Annotated in this window: 13 protein-coding genes; all 13 read right to left on the bottom strand. The window is 53.7% G+C overall.

What is annotated here, in order from left to right; translation table 11 throughout:
• Window positions 1–16 precede the first annotated feature (16 nt).
• The 13 genes from accA to ispC all read right to left on the bottom strand — a co-directional run bounded on the left by accA (window position 17) and on the right by ispC (window position 16,126).
• Window positions 17–976 (bottom strand): acetyl-CoA carboxylase carboxyl transferase subunit alpha, encoded by a 960-nt coding sequence (gene accA / locus AAIG26_RS20775; RefSeq protein ID WP_020456617.1) that lies wholly within the window; start codon window positions 974–976, stop codon window positions 17–19.
• Window positions 977–988: 12 nt separating this feature from the next.
• Entirely contained in the window at window positions 989–4,471 is a 3,483-nt protein-coding gene (dnaE, locus tag AAIG26_RS20770) for a DNA polymerase III subunit alpha (RefSeq protein ID WP_020456616.1), read from the bottom strand.
• A 39-nt stretch (window positions 4,472–4,510) separates the two neighbouring features.
• Window positions 4,511–5,107, bottom strand: a complete 597-nt coding sequence (gene rnhB / locus AAIG26_RS20765; RefSeq protein ID WP_343181374.1) for a ribonuclease HII — start codon at window positions 5,105–5,107, stop codon at window positions 4,511–4,513.
• Window positions 5,104–6,252 (bottom strand): lipid-A-disaccharide synthase, encoded by a 1,149-nt coding sequence (gene lpxB, locus AAIG26_RS20760; RefSeq protein WP_343181373.1) that lies wholly within the window; start codon window positions 6,250–6,252, stop codon window positions 5,104–5,106. Before lpxB ends, rnhB begins: the two co-directional genes overlap by 4 nt.
• Complete coding sequence (gene lpxA / locus AAIG26_RS20755; RefSeq protein WP_045512028.1) at window positions 6,252–7,040, bottom strand: acyl-ACP--UDP-N-acetylglucosamine O-acyltransferase; 789 nt, start codon at window positions 7,038–7,040, stop codon at window positions 6,252–6,254. Before lpxA ends, lpxB begins: the two co-directional genes overlap by 1 nt.
• Window positions 7,041–7,043: 3 nt before the next feature.
• The gene (gene fabZ / locus AAIG26_RS20750) at window positions 7,044–7,499 is read right to left on the bottom strand and encodes a 3-hydroxyacyl-ACP dehydratase FabZ (RefSeq protein ID WP_017458006.1); all 456 of its coding nucleotides are present in this window, start codon (window positions 7,497–7,499) and stop codon (window positions 7,044–7,046) included.
• A gap of 161 nt (window positions 7,500–7,660) precedes the next feature.
• Window positions 7,661–8,689, bottom strand: coding sequence for a UDP-3-O-(3-hydroxymyristoyl)glucosamine N-acyltransferase (lpxD, locus tag AAIG26_RS20745; protein ID WP_020456612.1), 1,029 nt, complete (start codon window positions 8,687–8,689; stop codon window positions 7,661–7,663).
• A 3-nt stretch (window positions 8,690–8,692) separates the two neighbouring features.
• Window positions 8,693–9,187, bottom strand: coding sequence for a molecular chaperone Skp (skp, locus tag AAIG26_RS20740; protein WP_020456611.1), 495 nt, complete (start codon window positions 9,185–9,187; stop codon window positions 8,693–8,695).
• A 117-nt stretch (window positions 9,188–9,304) separates the two neighbouring features.
• Window positions 9,305–11,722, bottom strand: a complete 2,418-nt coding sequence (bamA, locus tag AAIG26_RS20735; protein WP_020456610.1) for an outer membrane protein assembly factor BamA — start codon at window positions 11,720–11,722, stop codon at window positions 9,305–9,307.
• Window positions 11,723–11,753: 31 nt separating this feature from the next.
• Window positions 11,754–13,103, bottom strand: coding sequence for a sigma E protease regulator RseP (gene rseP, locus AAIG26_RS20730; RefSeq protein ID WP_343181372.1), 1,350 nt, complete (start codon window positions 13,101–13,103; stop codon window positions 11,754–11,756).
• An 11-nt stretch (window positions 13,104–13,114) separates the two neighbouring features.
• The gene (gene cdsA, locus AAIG26_RS20725) at window positions 13,115–13,972 is read right to left on the bottom strand and encodes a phosphatidate cytidylyltransferase (RefSeq protein WP_020456608.1); all 858 of its coding nucleotides are present in this window, start codon (window positions 13,970–13,972) and stop codon (window positions 13,115–13,117) included.
• Window positions 13,973–13,984: 12 nt separating this feature from the next.
• Window positions 13,985–14,743 (bottom strand): (2E,6E)-farnesyl-diphosphate-specific ditrans,polycis-undecaprenyl-diphosphate synthase, encoded by a 759-nt coding sequence (ispU, locus tag AAIG26_RS20720; RefSeq protein WP_343181371.1) that lies wholly within the window; start codon window positions 14,741–14,743, stop codon window positions 13,985–13,987.
• Window positions 14,744–14,926: 183 nt separating this feature from the next.
• Window positions 14,927–16,126: a 1-deoxy-D-xylulose-5-phosphate reductoisomerase gene (ispC, locus tag AAIG26_RS20715; protein WP_045512021.1), complete on the bottom strand. Its 1,200-nt coding sequence runs from the start codon at window positions 16,124–16,126 to the stop codon at window positions 14,927–14,929.
• Between the last annotated feature and the right edge of the window lie 34 nt (window positions 16,127–16,160).

Genomic DNA, 16,160 nt, shown 5'->3' with positions numbered 1-16,160 from the left:
CAGAGTGGGATGAGGATCAGGCGTAGCCGTAGCTCATCAGACGCTGGTAACGGCGGTTACGCAGATCGTCTTTGCTCAGCACATCCAGATCGGCCAGATCGGCCAGCAGTTGTGCTTTCAGCGACGCCGCCATCGCTTCCGGGTTACGATGAGCACCGCCCAGCGGTTCCGGAATGATCGAGTCGATCAGTTTCAGTTCTTTCAGACGCGGGGCGATAATCCCCATCGCTTCGGCAGCCAGCGGCGCTTTATCGGCGCTTTTCCACAGAATCGATGCGCAACCTTCCGGGGAGATAACAGAATAGGTGCTGTATTGCAGCATATTCACTTTATCGCCCACACCAATCGCCAGTGCGCCGCCGGAGCCGCCTTCGCCAATCACGGTGCAGATAACCGGCACGCTCAGGCGGGACATTTCACGCAGGTTACGCGCAATCGCTTCAGACTGACCACGCTCTTCCGCGCCCACGCCCGGATAAGCACCCGGCGTGTCGATAAAGGTAATGATCGGCATGTTGAAGCGTTCTGCCATTTCCATCAGGCGCAGCGCTTTGCGATACCCTTCCGGTGCAGGCATACCGAAGTTACGGCGGATTTTTTCTTTGGTTTCGCGGCCTTTCTGGTGGCCGATGATCATCACCGGACGCCCATCCAGACGCGCGATACCGCCAACAATGGCTTTATCGTCAGCGTAAGCACGATCGCCAGCCAGTTCGTCGAACTCGTCGAAAGCCAGGCGGACATAATCCAGGGTGTATGGACGCAGCGGATGGCGAGCCAACTGCGCGACCTGCCATGCGCCAAGATCGGCGAAAATTTTACGTGTCAGCTCAACGCTTTTCTCACGCAGACGATGCACTTCTTCGTCGATGTTAATATCCAGTTTTTCATCCTGACGGCCAACGGCGGTCAGAGAATCGATTTTCGCTTCCAGCTCAGCAATCGGCTGTTCGAAATCAAGGAAATTCAGACTCATAGTATTCCTGTATTAGTCAAACTCCAGTTCCACCTGCTCCGAACCTATGAGGCCACGCAGATCGTTGAGTAAACGATCGCTCGGAGAGACACGCCACGTTGCGCCGAAGCGTAATCGCGCGCGCGCATCCGTCCTCTGATAGTAGAGATGTACTGGAATGGTTCCCGAACGGTGGGGTTCCAGAGACTGACGGAGTCGGTTTAAAAGCTGGTCATCAATTTGCCTGTCCGTCAGCGAGATAGCAAGCCCGCGGGCATATTTTTCCCGGGCTTCGTCAATGTCCATCACTTCGCGGGCGGTCATTTTAAGCCCCCCACTGAAGTCATCAAAGCTGACCTGTCCGCTGACGATAAGTATGCGGTCTTTTTCCAGCAGTTGCTGGTATTTATCCAGGGCGTCAGTGAACAACATCACTTCAAGACGCCCGGAACGGTCATCCAGGGTACAGATGCCGATACGATTGCCGCGCTTGGTGACCATAACCCGCGCGGCAATGACGAGCCCCGCCGCCGTGGTCACTTTCCCACGTTCGGTCGGATGCATGTCTTTCAGCCGGTAGCCTCCGACATAGCGCTCAATTTCTTTTAAATACTGATTAATCGGGTGACCTGTCAGGTACAACCCTAACGTTTCACGCTCGCCATCCAGCACCACCTGTTCCGGCCACGGCTGGCAACTGGCGTAGGACTGCTCGATCTGCTCCGGCTCTTCTGCCAGCACGCCAAACATATCCGCCTGCCCAATCGCCTCGGCTTTCGAGTGCTGATCGGCGGCTTTCAGCGCATCGCCCAGCGCGTTCATTAGCGCAGCGCGATGCGGGCCAAGGCGATCAAACGCCCCGGACATAATTAGCTTTTCCAGTACCCGACGATTGAGTTTTTTGATGTCGGTACGGGCGCAAAGATCGAACAATTCGCGGAAGTAGCCACCGTTGTTGCGCGCTTCAATGATCGCTTCGATCGGGCCTTCCCCCACGCCTTTGATCGCGCCGATGCCGTAAACAATTTCGCCATCGTCATTAACGTGGAAATGGTACAGACCCGAGTTGATATCCGGCGGCAGAATTTTCAGCCCCATGCGCCAGCACTCATCGACCAGGCCAACCACTTTCTCGGTGTTGTCCATATCGGCAGTCATTACCGCCGCCATAAACTCGGCCGGATAGTGCGCCTTTAGCCACAGCGTCTGGTACGACACCAAAGCATAGGCGGCAGAGTGCGATTTGTTAAATCCGTAACCGGCGAATTTTTCCACCAGGTCGAAGATTTTCATCGCCAGTTCGCCGTCGATACCGTTTTTCTTCGCGCCATCTTCAAAAATCGAGCGCTGCTTGGCCATCTCTTCCGGCTTTTTCTTACCCATCGCACGGCGCAGCATATCTGCGCCGCCAAGGGTGTAACCCGAAAGCACCTGCGCAATCTGCATCACCTGTTCCTGATACAAGATGATGCCATAGGTTGGCTCCAGCACTGGCTTCAGGCTCTCGTGCTGCCACTGAACATCCGGGTAGGAGATCTCTTCACGCCCGTGTTTACGGTCGATAAAGTTATCTACCATGCCTGATTGCAGCGGACCCGGACGGAACAGCGCCACCAGTGCGATCATATCTTCGAAGCAGTCAGGCTGCAGGCGTTTGATCAGGTCTTTCATGCCGCGGGATTCAAGCTGGAAAACCGCCGTGGTTTCCGAGCGTTGCAGCATGTCGAAACTTTTCTTGTCATCCAGCGGAATAGCGGCGATGTCCAGCGGCGGCTCGCCGTTCTTCTCGCGCCGGGCGTTAATCATCTCCAGCGCCCAGTTAATGATGGTTAGCGTACGCAGCCCAAGGAAGTCGAACTTCACCAGACCCGCATATTCCACGTCGTTTTTATCGAACTGAGTAACCGGATGCTGACCGGCTTCATCACAATACAGCGGCGCAAAGTCGGTAATTTTGGTTGGCGCGATCACCACACCACCGGCGTGTTTCCCGGCGTTTCGCGTCACCCCTTCCAGCTTGCGCGCCATATCGATCAGCGCTTTGACCTCTTCGTCGGCTTCGTAAATTTCTGGCAGTTGCGGCTCGGCTTCAAACGCTTTAGCCAGCGTCATGCCCGGATCCGGTGGCACCAGTTTTGAAATTCGGTCGACAAAGCCATACGGGTGGCCAAGCACGCGGCCAACGTCGCGGATAACCGCTTTCGCCGCCATGGTACCAAAGGTGATGATCTGCGATACCGCATCGCGCCCGTACATATCCGCCACGTGCTCGATAACCTGGTCGCGTTTTTCCATGCAGAAATCGACGTCGAAGTCAGGCATCGACACACGTTCCGGGTTAAGGAAACGTTCGAACAGCAGGTCAAATTCCAGCGGATCGAGGTCGGTAATTTTCAGCGCATACGCCACCAGCGAACCCGCACCGGAACCACGTCCCGGCCCTACCGGTACGCCGTTGTCTTTCGACCACTGGATAAATTCCATCACGATGAGGAAGTAGCCCGGGAACCCCATCTGGTTGATAACCTGGAGTTCAATATCGAGACGTTCATCGTAAGGCGGGCGCTTTTCGGCGCGCACGTTTTCATCCGGGAAGAGAAATGCCAGTCGTTCTTCCAGCCCCTCTTTGGATTTCGCCACGAGGAAATCCTCGGTGGTCATATCCCCCGTCGGAAACTGCGGCAGGAAATATTCGCCAAGACGAACGGTGACGTTACAGCGTTTGGCGATTTCGACCGTGTTCTCCAGCGCTTCCGGGATATCCGAGAAGAGCTCGCACATCTCCTCTTCGCTGCGCATGTATTGCTGCGGCGAATAGTTACGCGGGCGTTTGGGATCGTCGAGGGTAAAACCGTCGTGGATCGCCACGCGGATCTCATGGGCGTCGAAGTCGTCGGCATCAATAAACCGCACATCGTTGGTCGCAACAACCGGCAAGTCATGCTCTTCTGCCAGTGCGACAGCGGCATGCAGGTAAGACTCTTCGTCCGCTCGTCCCGTACGGATCAGCTCCAGATAGTAGCGATCGTGAAAATGGGTTTTATAGAACTCAAGACACTGCTCAACCAGTGCGCTATTGCCACGCAGCACGCTTTTACCCACGTCGCCCATGCGACCGCCGGAAAGCAGAATCAGCCCTTCATTGAGTTCCAGCAGCCAGTCGCGGTCAATCCACGGGCCGAGCGCGCCATAACCACGCTGGTAGGCGCGCGAAATAAGCAGCGTCAGGTTTTGATAACCGGTGTTGTTGATAGCGAGAACGGTGAGCTGCGTCAGCTCGTCGCCAAGCAGATCGCTTTGCACATGAAAATCAGCGCCGACGATAGGCTTCATCCCGGCACCGTGCGCCGTTCCGTAGAACTTCACCAGACCACACAGGTTGGTAAAATCGGTGATCGCCAGCGCAGGCATGCCGAGCGCGGCCGCCTTTTTCACCAGCGGTCCGGTTTTCGCCAGCCCGTCAATCATGGAATAGTCGCTATGCACCCGCAGGTGTACGAAACGTGGTTCAGCCATTTTTAGATCCCAGCCTGGTTTATTTCACGTTCACAAGAATCAGGACGCAAGACCCAACGCGCGTTTGACCGGCGCAAAGCTGCGTCGGTGATGCTCGGTTGCGCCGTGCTCCGCCAGTCTCTCCAGATGGAAAGCCGTAGGATAGCCTTTATGCTGCGCAAAGCCATATTGCGGAAAAATGATATCAAGTTCGGCCATCTCCGCATCGCGGGTTACTTTGGCGAGAATCGACGCGGCGCTGATTTCTGCGACACGGCTATCGCCTTTTACCACCGCCAGCGAAGACATCGGCAAAGCCGGACAACGATTACCGTCGATCAGCACGAACTCAGGCGCAATTGCCAGCCCGGCAACAGCGCGCTGCATCGCCAGCATGGTGGCATGCAAAATGTTCAACTCGTCAATTTCATGCGGTTCCGCGCGGCCCAGACTCCAGGCCAGCGCCTTCTCTTTGATCTCATCGCAGAGAGACAAACGGCGTTTTTCGGATAATTTTTTAGAATCGTTCAGACCGATAATAGGACGTTCAGGATCGAGGATCACCGCCGCTGTTACTACCGCGCCCACCAGCGGGCCGCGACCGACTTCATCCACACCCGCGACCAAATGCGTATGCGGATAAACAAACTCTATCATTGTGCTAACTCCAGTACGGCGTCAGCCGCCTGTTCATCGGCATTGCAGCGAATCTGCAAATGCAATTCGCGGAAAATGTCGTGCATCTCGTGGCTGGTTTTGCCGTTGGCCAGTAAGGGTTCCAGCGCGGCAGCAAGCGCCTGGGGATTGCATTCATCCTGGAGCAACTCTTTAACCAGCTCACGCCCGGCAAGCAAGTTTGGCAGCGACACATAGGGCGTTTTTACCAGACGTTTTGCCAGCCAGAAAGTGAATGGCTTCATACGATAGCCAACTACCATCGGGCATTTCGCCAGCATGCACTCCAGCGCAGCGGTTCCCGAGGCCAGCAGCGCGGCGTCTGCGGCGATCATCGCTTCCCGCGCATGGCCATCAAGCATATGCACCGGCAGCTCGGGTGCGACTTCCGCTTTAATGCGCTCAAACTGTTCACGCCGTTTCGCATTGACCAACGGCACAATCACTTCAAGATCGGGGTAGCGCTCACGCAGCAACTGGGCGGTACGCAGGAAGTCCGCACTCAGCATTTCGACTTCCGCCCCGCGACTGCCCGGCAGTAAAGCCAGACAATGCACGTTATCAGCAATCCCAAGGTGCGCCCGCGCAGCGTTCTTATCGGGATCCAGCGGCATGGCATCCGCCATGGTATGGCCGATAAAACGGCACGGTACGTTAAATTTATCGTAAAACGCTTTTTCGAAAGGCAGAAACGCGAGCACCAGGTTGGTGGCTCTGCCGATTTTGAAAACGCGTTTTTGTCGCCACGCCCAGACGGACGGACTGACATAGTGGATGGTTTTAATACCCTGCTTTTTCAGATTGCCTTCGAGGGTAATATTGAAATCCGGCGCGTCGATGCCGACAAAGACATCCGGTTTCAGTTCGCTAAAACGACGGGTTAAATCGGCGCGGATATGCAGCAGACGGCGCAAACGCCCCAGCACCTCAACGATGCCCATTACCGCCAGCTCTTCCATTTCATACCAGGCTTCGCAGCCTTCGGCCTGCATACGCGGCCCCGCGACGCCGACAAAACGAGCATTCGGCAGGCGAGCTCGCAGCGCGCGGATAAGACCGGCACCAAGAATATCGCCGGAGGTTTCTCCGGCGACGAGGGCTATCGTAAGGGGACGCGCGTCGATCATTAACGGATCAAACCACGTGTTGAGCGCTCAAAGAACTGCATAAATGCGTCAACTTCCGGGTGCTTCGCAGCAAGCTCAGCAATTTCCGGTTTCGCCTCTTCCAGCGTTTTACCGCTGCGGTACAGCAATTTGTACGCATTACGAATAGCCACTAACGCTTCTCTGCTAAAGCCGCGACGTTTCAGACCTTCAATGTTCACACCAAACGGTGTGGCATGGTTGCCCTGAGCGATCACGTAAGGCGGTACGTCCTGGGCAACGCCGGAACACCCGCCAACCATCACGTGCGCACCGATAATGCAGAACTGATGCACTGCGGTCATGCCGCCGATGATGGCAAAGTCGTCGACGGAAACATGCCCCGCCAGCGTCGCGTTATTTGCAAGGATACAGCGATTTCCAACCGTACAATCGTGCGCAATGTGCGCGTTGATCATCAGCAGGTTATCGCTGCCCACCTTCGTCAATCCACCACCCTGTACTGTGCCACGGTGGATGGTGACGCTTTCGCGGATGCGGTTGCGATCGCCAATTTCCACACGAGTCGGTTCACCAGCATATTTCAAATCCTGGTTCACCTCGCCGATGGAGGCGAACTGATAAATCTCGTTATCACGACCAATAGTCGTATGACCATTCACCACGACGTGAGATTTCAGTACGGTACCCTCACCAATTTCAACGTGAGGTCCCACAATACAAAATGGGCCAATATGAGCGTTAGCACCAATAACGGCACCGTCTTCAACAATGGCAGTAGGATGAATAAAGGCGGTTTTATCAATCACGTATCAGGCCTCCCGGCTACGTGCACACATCATAGTAGCTTCACAAACAATTTTACCGTCTACCAGCGCAACCCCTTTAAAACGGGTCAGGCCACGGCGGGTTTTTTCGAAAGTGACTTCCATGATCATCTGATCGCCTGGCACAACAGGACGCTTAAAGCGCGCTTCGTCGATACCGGCGAAGTAATACAGCTCACCCGGCTCCAGTTTACCAACGCTTTTAAACGCCAGAATACCGGTTGCCTGCGCCATTGCTTCAAGAATCAGCACGCCCGGGAAAATCGGTTTGCCAGGGAAGTGCCCCTGGAAAAACGGCTCGTTTACCGAAACATTTTTGACTGCGCGCAGAAAACGACCTTCTTCAAAATCCAGCACGCGATCAACCAGTAAGAACGGGTAGCGGTGCGGCAGAAGCTCCAGGATCTCTTCAATGTGCAGAGTATGAGTGTCAGTAGTCAAAATACTCTTCCTGTCCAAATATACTAAAAGGCAATAATAACACGGCCCGCGGCAATCATAAGAATGCCAACAGGCCGGGAAGTATATACACTTTATTCTTCGAGGTGCAGAGGCTTTTCTGTCCCGCGAATTCTTCTGTGTACAAGCGTTATGCGGATGAATTATTCGTCTTGTTGATTAACCTTGCGCTCGATAGCTTTCAGGCGCTTGCTCATATCATCAATATTCATCACCAGGGCTGCGGTTTTTCGCCACACTTTGTTCGGTTGCAGCGGGATACCTGAGGAGTAAATACCCGGCTCAGTGATAGGACGCATGACCATCCCCATCCCCGTTACGGTAACCTTGTCGCAAATTTCCATGTGCCCGTTGATTACGCTGGCGCCGCCAATCATGCAATAGCGACCAATTTTTAAACTACCCGCCATGATGACGCCACCGGCAACCGCAGTATTGTCGCCAATCACAACGTTATGTGCAATCTGACACTGGTTATCAATGATGACGCCGTTACCAATGCAGGTATCATCCAGCGCACCACGATCGATGGTCGTACATGCACCGATCTCAACGTTGTTGCCGATAATGACGCGACCAAGCTGCGGGATTTTAACCCAGTTGCCACGATCGTTGGCATAGCCAAAGCCATCGGAACCTATCACCGTGCCGGATTGGATCAGGCAATTTTCACCGATCTCAATCTCATGGTAAATGGATACATTGGCCCACAGACGCGAACCCGCGCCAATTTTCGTATTTTTCCCAACGAAGCAACCCGGACCGATGACCACGTTATCGCCCAGGCTAACGCCAGATTCGATCACGGCGTTCGCGCCAATTGCTACGTTGCTACCCAGCTGAGCCGTAGGATCAATCACTGCTCCAGGCGCGATGTTCTGCGCAGGCTGCGGCGTGGTATCAAGAATTTGCGCCATACGTGCGTAGGTCAGGTAAGGATTTTTTACGACCAGCGCAGCGCTGTTGGCAAAGGGAAGATCGTCCTGCGTCATTACAACGGCAGAGGCCTGACATGCGGTCAGGTGTTCACGGTACTTAGGATTGACCATGAAAGTGATGTGGCCCGCTACGGCAGATTGCATGGACGCAACGCCGGTGATGACGATATCGCCATCACCGTGTAGTTCTGCATCCAACTGCTGAGCTAAATCAGCCAGTCGAATTGAAGGCATTACTTATTTAACCTGTTTCAGTACATCAGCGGTGATGTCTTTTACATCGTTGCTGTTGTAAATAACGGCGTTGGAAGGAATAACCAGATCAACACCCTGATCAGAAGCCACTTTTTTCACTGCGGTCTGGATACGAGTCACCAGCTTGCCGCGTTCTTCATTAGAACGACGGGCCTGATCCTGCTCGAAAGCCTGCGCTTTTTGAGCGAATGCCTGGCGACCAGAAGTGATGTCTTTTTCCAGCTTGCTGCGATCGCTTGCCTTCATCGTGGAACCATCGCGCTGCAAACGCTGTGCTTTTGCTTGCAGGTCGGATTCCATGCTTTGCAGTTCGCTCGCGCGGCCGCCGAATTCGTTTTTCATGGTCTGAGAAACGCCGGAAGTCTGCGCAACCTGCTGCAGCAGGCTACCCATATCAACAATCGCAATTTTGTCAGCGGCCTGAGCTGACGCAGCCATTGCCAAACCGAAACCTGCAGCTAATAACAACTTTTTCACAATTAACTCCTTACCATCCCGTTTGTACCCGGAGGTACAGTTCTTTGCGTGGCCGGGCTTTCCATTGAAAGCCTCAGCCATCACTACACTGCTGGTGCATTCCATTGCAGTACGGCGTTACCAGGTTTTACCGATGTTAAACTGGAACTGTTCCGCTTTGTCTCCATCGTACTTTTTAAACGGCTGGGCGTAGGAGAAAACCAACGGCCCCAATGGGGACATCCATTGTAATGCGATACCGGCAGACATGCGGATATTGCTCGGATCGCTATAATCCGGAATGCCCAGCGCTTTCATCTGCGCGGTATTTTGCCAGTTTGTATCCCACACGCTACCCGCATCCCAGAAGAACGAGGTCCGCACAGAGTTGGCGTATTTATCACTGATAAACGGCGTTGGTGTAATCAGCTCGGCGCTGACCACGCCCATTGCGTTACCGCCCACCGCATCATTAGACTTACAGAGCGAGTCTGCAACGGTATTCTTACAGTTGCTTTGGTTGTTGCCACCGTAGTAAACCGCTTTCGGACCAATGTTGTTGGACTGGAAGCCACGCACAGTGCTGGAGCCACCTGCGTAGAAGTTCTCATAGAACGGCAGCTCTTTGCCACCTAAACCGTCACCGTAACCCCAACGTGTACGGCCTAAGACCACCCATTTGTGATCGTCGTCAATCGGGAAGTAAGACGCAGTGTCGACAGTGACTTTGTAGAACTCGTTATCCGAGCCCGGAACCGTCACTTTACCGTTCAGGTTGACGCGTGAACCTTTCGTCGGGAAATAACCGCGGTCAAGGTTGTTGTAAGTCCAGCCGTAGTTAAAGGTGAAATCATCCGCCGAATAACCGTTGCTGTCGTTCTGCGTGCTGGCATTCTGCCCCACGGAATCCAGGTAACGCCACATTGCCACCTGCGGTTCCATCTTCGACAGGCTGTTATGAACATAGCCTAAACCAGCGCGCAGCGTGTTGTATTCGTTGATCGGGAAACCGAGCGTACCATCAAGACCATAGCTCTTGTTGGTATAGGACGACAGATCCGCATCGTCAGCTTTAAAGTCGTTATAGAAGATACGACCGCCAAGGCTCACGCCATCAACCGTAAAGTACGGGTTGGTAACGGAGAACTCGGAGTAGGTCTGGTAGTCGTTTTTGGTTCCGCTGATACCAACGGAATAACCGGTACCTAACCAGTTATCCTGCTGAACGCCAACCTGGAAGCTGACGCCGCTTTCGGTACCGTAGCCAACGCCGAAGTTGAAGCTACCGGTGTTACGCTCTTTCACCTTATAGACCACATCAACCTGGTCCGGGCTACCCGGGATACGCTGGGTTTCCGTATCGACAGTTTCAAAATAGCCCAGGCGGTTCAGACGCTCTTTACCCTGATCGACCAGATCGCTGCCCAGCCACGCACCTTCCATCTGACGCATTTCGCGACGTAGTACGGAATCTTTAGAGGTGTCGTTACCTTCAAAGCGGATCTTACGGACGTAGAAGCGGTTGCCAGCATCAACGTTGATATGCAGCTTAACCGTTTTGTCCGTGTCGTTGATTTCAGGCTGCGACTGAACGCGCGGGTAGGCGTAACCATAGCGACCGAGAAGCTTTTTAATGTCATCTTCCATTTTGGTCACTTTGGCGCCGTTATACAGCTCGCCCGGCTCGATTTTGGTCAGGCTTTCAATTTCCGCAGAGTGACCTGCGAGATTACCGCTAACCTGCACACCAGAGAGTTTGTACTGATCGCCCTCGGTCACGTTAACAGTAATGTAAATGCCTTTTTTGTCCGGCGTCAGGCTAACCTGCGTCGAATCAATGTTGAAACGTGCGTAACCGCGATCCAGATAGTAGCTACGCAGCGTTTCCAGGTCGCCCGCCAGTTTCTGTTTCTGGTATTTACGATCGCCGACAACGTTCCACCACGGCACTTCATCACGCAGCTGGAATGTGGAGATCAGCTGTTCCGTCGTGAAGGCATGGTTGCCGACAATATTGATCTGTTGGATTTGCGCGGAAACGCCTTCCTGGAAGACCAGCTTCAGGTCAACGCGGTTACGCGGCAATGGGGTGACGACAGCTTTGACGCTGGCGCTGTACTTACCCACGCTGTAGTAGAAGTCTTCCAGCCCTTTTTCGATATCGGAGAGGGTGGTGCGATCCAGTGATTCACCCACACGGACGCCAGAAGCTTCAAGGTTCTGTTTCAGCATGTCATCTTTCACCGACTTGTTACCGGAGAAGGTGATGCTGGCGATTGTCGGGCGTTCTTTCACCTGAACGAGGAGCGTATCACCATCACGCAGGACACGAACATCCTCGAAGTTGCCGGTGGCAAACAACGCGCGAATGGTGTTACTGATATCTTCATCATTCACCGTATCGCCAGGACGAACTGGCATACTGAGGAGGGCCGCACCAACGGCGACACGCTGTAGGCCTTCGAAATGAATATCCTTCACTACGAATCCATCAGCACCGTATACGGTGGCGCTGCTAAACAGCAGCGACGCTATGAGCAACTTTTTCATCGCCATCGTTATTATGCGTTCTTCCTAACAAACTCTCTTACAAGCGAGAGAAATCATTGAAAAGTGCAAGCCCCATTAACAGCACCAGCAAGATAGAGCCAATGCGATAACTAAAGTCTTGAACTCGCTCGGATACCGGTCCGCCCTTCAGCTTCTCAATCGCCAAAAACAGCAGATGCCCGCCATCAAGAACAGGCAGAGGGAACAGGTTAATGATGCCTAAGTTCACGCTGATCAAAGCGAGGAACATCAGGTAGTAAATCAACCCGAACTCCGCTGACATCCCAGCCCCCTGAGCGATAGAAATCGGCCCACTGAGGTTGTTCAGTTTTACATCACCGGTGATCAATTTCCCCAACATACTGACCGTTAGCTTCATCAACTGCCAGGTTTTATCCGTGGCTTCAACAATGGCGCTAAATGGCCCGTACTGGCGTACTGTTTTGTATTCATCTGGCAGAGGAATGACTTTGGGCACCACGCCCGCAAACCCTTCTGCCTTGCTACCGGGCTTTGTATCCGGTATCAACGTCAAAGACAAGGGAGCCCCTTGTCTTTCTACTTCCAGCGCTAACGACGTACCTGGGTTATCCCGTACCAGCGTAACGAACGTCATCCACTGCGTTAACTGCTGACCATCGACTTTAACGATCCTGTCGCCAGCTTGCAAACCCGCTTTGCTGGCAGCGGAACCGGGTTGCACCTCCGCAAGCACCGGTTCAAGCTGCGCAGCACGGGGACGGATCCCCAGCGACATAACCGGATCGTCTTTATCAGGCGCAAAGGCCCAGTGACGTAAATCCAGCACCTTATCCTGACGATTGTTACTGCCGAATGGCGCTACGCTGACGGCCGTCTGGCTATCGCCGATTTTAGACACCAACTGTAAGCGCACAGCATCCCAATCAGGCGTTTCGATGCCATCAATCGCTTTAAGTTCCGTGCCAGGTGCAATTTGCGCGTTTGCAGCGATAGAGTTGGGCGTTATTTCACCAACAACCGGACGAACGCCAGGGACACCGATGATAAACACCAGCCAGTAAGCGAAGATGGCAAAGATAAAGTTAGCGATGGGGCCGGCAGCGATAACGGCGGCACGCTGGCCGACCGTTTTATTATTGAAAGCGTAGTGGCGCATTTCCGGCGTAACCGCCTCAACGCGCTCATCCAGCATTTTGACATAACCACCCAGGGGGATCAGGGCGATGACAAATTCGGTGCCGTGTTTGTCGGTGCGACGCCAGAGCGCTTTACCAAAACCGATGGAAAAACGCTCAACCCGCACGCCACAGCGGCGAGCAACCCAGAAATGGCCAAATTCATGCACGGTGATCAATACACCAAGCGCAACAATGAACGCCGCCAGATTCCAGAGAATGCTCAGCATAAAACCTTCCGTCAAATCGTCCTGAAAACCAGCAATAACAGACAGGCAAATACAGGAACTGCCGCTGTCAGGCTGTCAATGCGATCCAGTATACCGCCATGACCCGGAATAAGATGCCCACTATCTTTAATTCCGGCTTCACGCTTGAACATACTTTCCGTGAGATCGCCCAATACTGAGGCTAACGCCGCGACCACCGAGCAAATAAAGAGCGTAGATGAGGTTACATCCAGGTTCGCCCATGCGCCATAACCCCAGGAGATAATACCCGCAGTCAGCAGGCCTCCCAGGAAACCTTGCCAGGTTTTCCCCGGCGAGACTTTTGGTGCAAGTTTATGTTTGCCAAACAGTTTGCCGAACATATAAGCGCCTGAATCTGCTCCCCAAACGAGGATCATCACGTACAACAACCACAGCGCGCCGCTGTAGTGGTTTACATCGTAATGCCACACGCGCAGCGCCAGCATGCCCCAGAAAAAAGGGATAATCGTCAAGATACCGAAAATCAGGCGCAAAATTTTAGAGTGGCGCCACGCCGCAGCGGATGACGGGTAACTGAGGACTAACACCAACGCCACCAGCCACCAGGCCAGAGAGGCCCAGAGCGAGAACGTCACCAGCGGATGATGGGTATTATGGTGATATTCCGGCAACGTAAATAGCATAAGGGCGAGTAAAAACCCGCATAATACGGCCAACCAAACCCGCTGAGTTCGGGACGTAAAGCCGCTCAGTTGCCCCCACTCCCACGCAGCGAGCATGCAAACAGCGAGCGTAACGATCGCAAATCCCACTGGCGGCAGCAAAAAAAGCGCTGCAATAACAATGGGTATCAATACAAAAGCAGAAATCAGGCGATACTTCAGCAAAAGCAACCCCCATCAGGCTTTGTCGCCACCTGGCTCGGTACCGCCGAAACGACGCTCTCGATTGGCAAAGGCATGCAGCGCACCTTCAAAGTCTTGTTCATCAAAATCGGGCCAAAGAACATCTGTAAAGTAAAGTTCGGCATAGGCAATTTGCCAAAGTAAAAAATTACTTATGCGATGTTCCCCACCAGTCCTAATCACTAAATCCACGGGAGCCAGCTCATGCATGCAGACTTGCTTATTGAGCGTTTCTTCATCAATTTGATCCGGGCGCAACCGCCCTTCCTGCACCTGCTCGGCAAGCTGCCGGACTCCCTGTACGATATCCCAGCGCCCACCATAGTTCGCTGCGATATTCAGCGTCAGCCCGGTGTTCTGGGCAGTTAACGCTTCCGCTTTGCGGATTCTCTCCTGCAAACGCGTATTAAAACGACTGGTATCGCCAATAATGCGTAAACGCACATTATGGCGGTGCAGGCTTTTTACTTCGCTATCCAGCGCCCACACAAACAACTCCATCAGCGCACTCACTTCCTGCGCCGGGCGATTCCAGTTCTCGCTACTAAAAGCATAAAGCGTCAGTGCATCAATACCATTATTGGCGGCAAAAGAGACCGCACGGCGTACAGACTTCGCTCCGGCCCGATGACCAAAAGCCCGAAGTTTCCCTTGTCTTTTCGCCCAGCGACCATTGCCATCCATAATTATCGCTACATGGCGGCAGCCATGCGTTGGCAAACTTTCGCTTATCGGTTGGTTAGCAGACAACATAACGCGTTTTAGTCCCTGAAAAGGATTTAGCGGTACTCAGGAATACAAAAGCCTTTACGCAAAAAAGCCGTGTAAACCACGGCTTACACCAAACGCCATAATACCAACTGGCAATTTTGTGGCGCAGACTATATCACCGAAGCCCAACGCTAACAAATAGCACCGTCACTCATCGCTGTAATATCACTGGCTTGCGAGGCGCATCACTTGTTTTTGCGCAACATCGCGTGCCTGTGCATCCACAGCCAGCACGTCATCAATGCTCTGCGGTTCGCGCAAATCCATCTGTTCAAGCACAGAAAGATTCAGGGCAGCAATATCTGTGAAACGGATAGCCGATGCCAGGAATGCCGAAACAGTGACCTCATTCGCCGCATTGAGCGCCGTTGTTGCCGCCTGCCCTTCGTCCGAAGCATCAATGGCCAGCTTCAGGCAAGGATAGCGGTCAAAATCGGGCTGCGCGAAACTTAACGAACTTAGTTTGCAAAAATCGAGGGCATTAACACCTGACGGCACTCGTTCCGGCCAGGCCATCGTATGAGCGATGGGCGTACGCATATCCGGCTCACCCAGTTGTGCCAATACACTGCCATCCTGGTAACGCACCATGGAGTGGATCACCGATTGCGGGTGAATCAGCACTTCCATCTGGCGGGCAGAGGCATTAAACAACCAGCGCGCTTCAATGTATTCCAGACCTTTATTCATCATAGTGGCGGAGTCAACGGAGATCTTGCGCCCCATTGACCAGTTCGGGTGCCGACACGCCTGATCCGGCGTCATTGCGGCCAGATCGGAAAGTGGGGTCTCCCGGAACGGGCCACCAGACCCGGTAAGCAGAATAGACGAAACGCCATTCTGCTCCAGATCAGCGTATCCCAGGTTATGTTGAATTGTTTCCGGTAAACTCTGAAAAATAGCGTTATGCTCGCTGTCTACCGGCAAAAGCTGCGCCCCGCTCTCCTTCACCGCCTCCATAAACAGACGGCCGCACGTCACCAAAGCCTCTTTATTCGCCAGCAGCACCGTTTTCCCGGCACGAATAGCCGCAAGCGTTGGTACCAGGCCCGCAGCGCCCACAATGGCCGCCATCACCTGATCGACGCCGCTTAGCGCCGCCATTTCACAGGCTGCCTGTTGGCCGCTCAGCACGTCTGTTCGGCTACCATGTTCCCGCAAAGCACGCTTTACCTGTTGCGCGCTTTCGTCATCGTCCATCACCGCAAATTTGGGAGAAAACTCAAGGCACTGCTCAACCATGCGGGTAACATTTTTACCGGCAACCAGCGCAGTAACGGAGAAACGATCGGGATTGTGGCGAACCACGGCCAGCGTGCTGCAACCAATAGAACCCGTTGAGCCCAGAAGAGTTAAATGCTTCATGAAACGCTCGCAACGTTGCAAGGATAAAAAGCAA

The sequence above is a fragment of the Kosakonia sp. PSU_27 genome (genome assembly GCF_039409795.1).
In the GTDB taxonomy this organism is placed as follows: Bacteria; Pseudomonadota; Gammaproteobacteria; order Enterobacterales; family Enterobacteriaceae; genus Kosakonia.
Note: the sequence above shows the minus strand (reverse complement) of the source record. Positions and strands in the feature narration are given on the sequence as shown.

Excerpts from the sequence above, each read along its gene's own strand:
- rnhB (WP_343181374.1), bottom strand. The coding sequence starts at position 5,107 with ATGATAGAGTTTGTTTATCCGCATACGCATTTGGTCGCGGGTGTGGAT.
- bamA (WP_020456610.1), bottom strand. The coding sequence starts at position 11,722 with ATGGCGATGAAAAAGTTGCTCATAGCGTCGCTGCTGTTTAGCAGCGCC.
- rseP (WP_343181372.1), bottom strand. The coding sequence starts at position 13,103 with ATGCTGAGCATTCTCTGGAATCTGGCGGCGTTCATTGTTGCGCTTGGT.
- lpxB (WP_343181373.1), bottom strand. The coding sequence starts at position 6,252 with ATGATCGACGCGCGTCCCCTTACGATAGCCCTCGTCGCCGGAGAAACC.
- dnaE (WP_020456616.1), bottom strand. The coding sequence starts at position 4,471 with ATGGCTGAACCACGTTTCGTACACCTGCGGGTGCATAGCGACTATTCC.
- ispU (WP_343181371.1), bottom strand. The coding sequence starts at position 14,743 with ATGTTGTCTGCTAACCAACCGATAAGCGAAAGTTTGCCAACGCATGGC.
- accA (WP_020456617.1), bottom strand. The coding sequence starts at position 976 with ATGAGTCTGAATTTCCTTGATTTCGAACAGCCGATTGCTGAGCTGGAA.
- ispC (WP_045512021.1), bottom strand. The coding sequence starts at position 16,126 with ATGAAGCATTTAACTCTTCTGGGCTCAACGGGTTCTATTGGTTGCAGC.
- lpxD (WP_020456612.1), bottom strand. The coding sequence starts at position 8,689 with ATGCCTTCAATTCGACTGGCTGATTTAGCTCAGCAGTTGGATGCAGAA.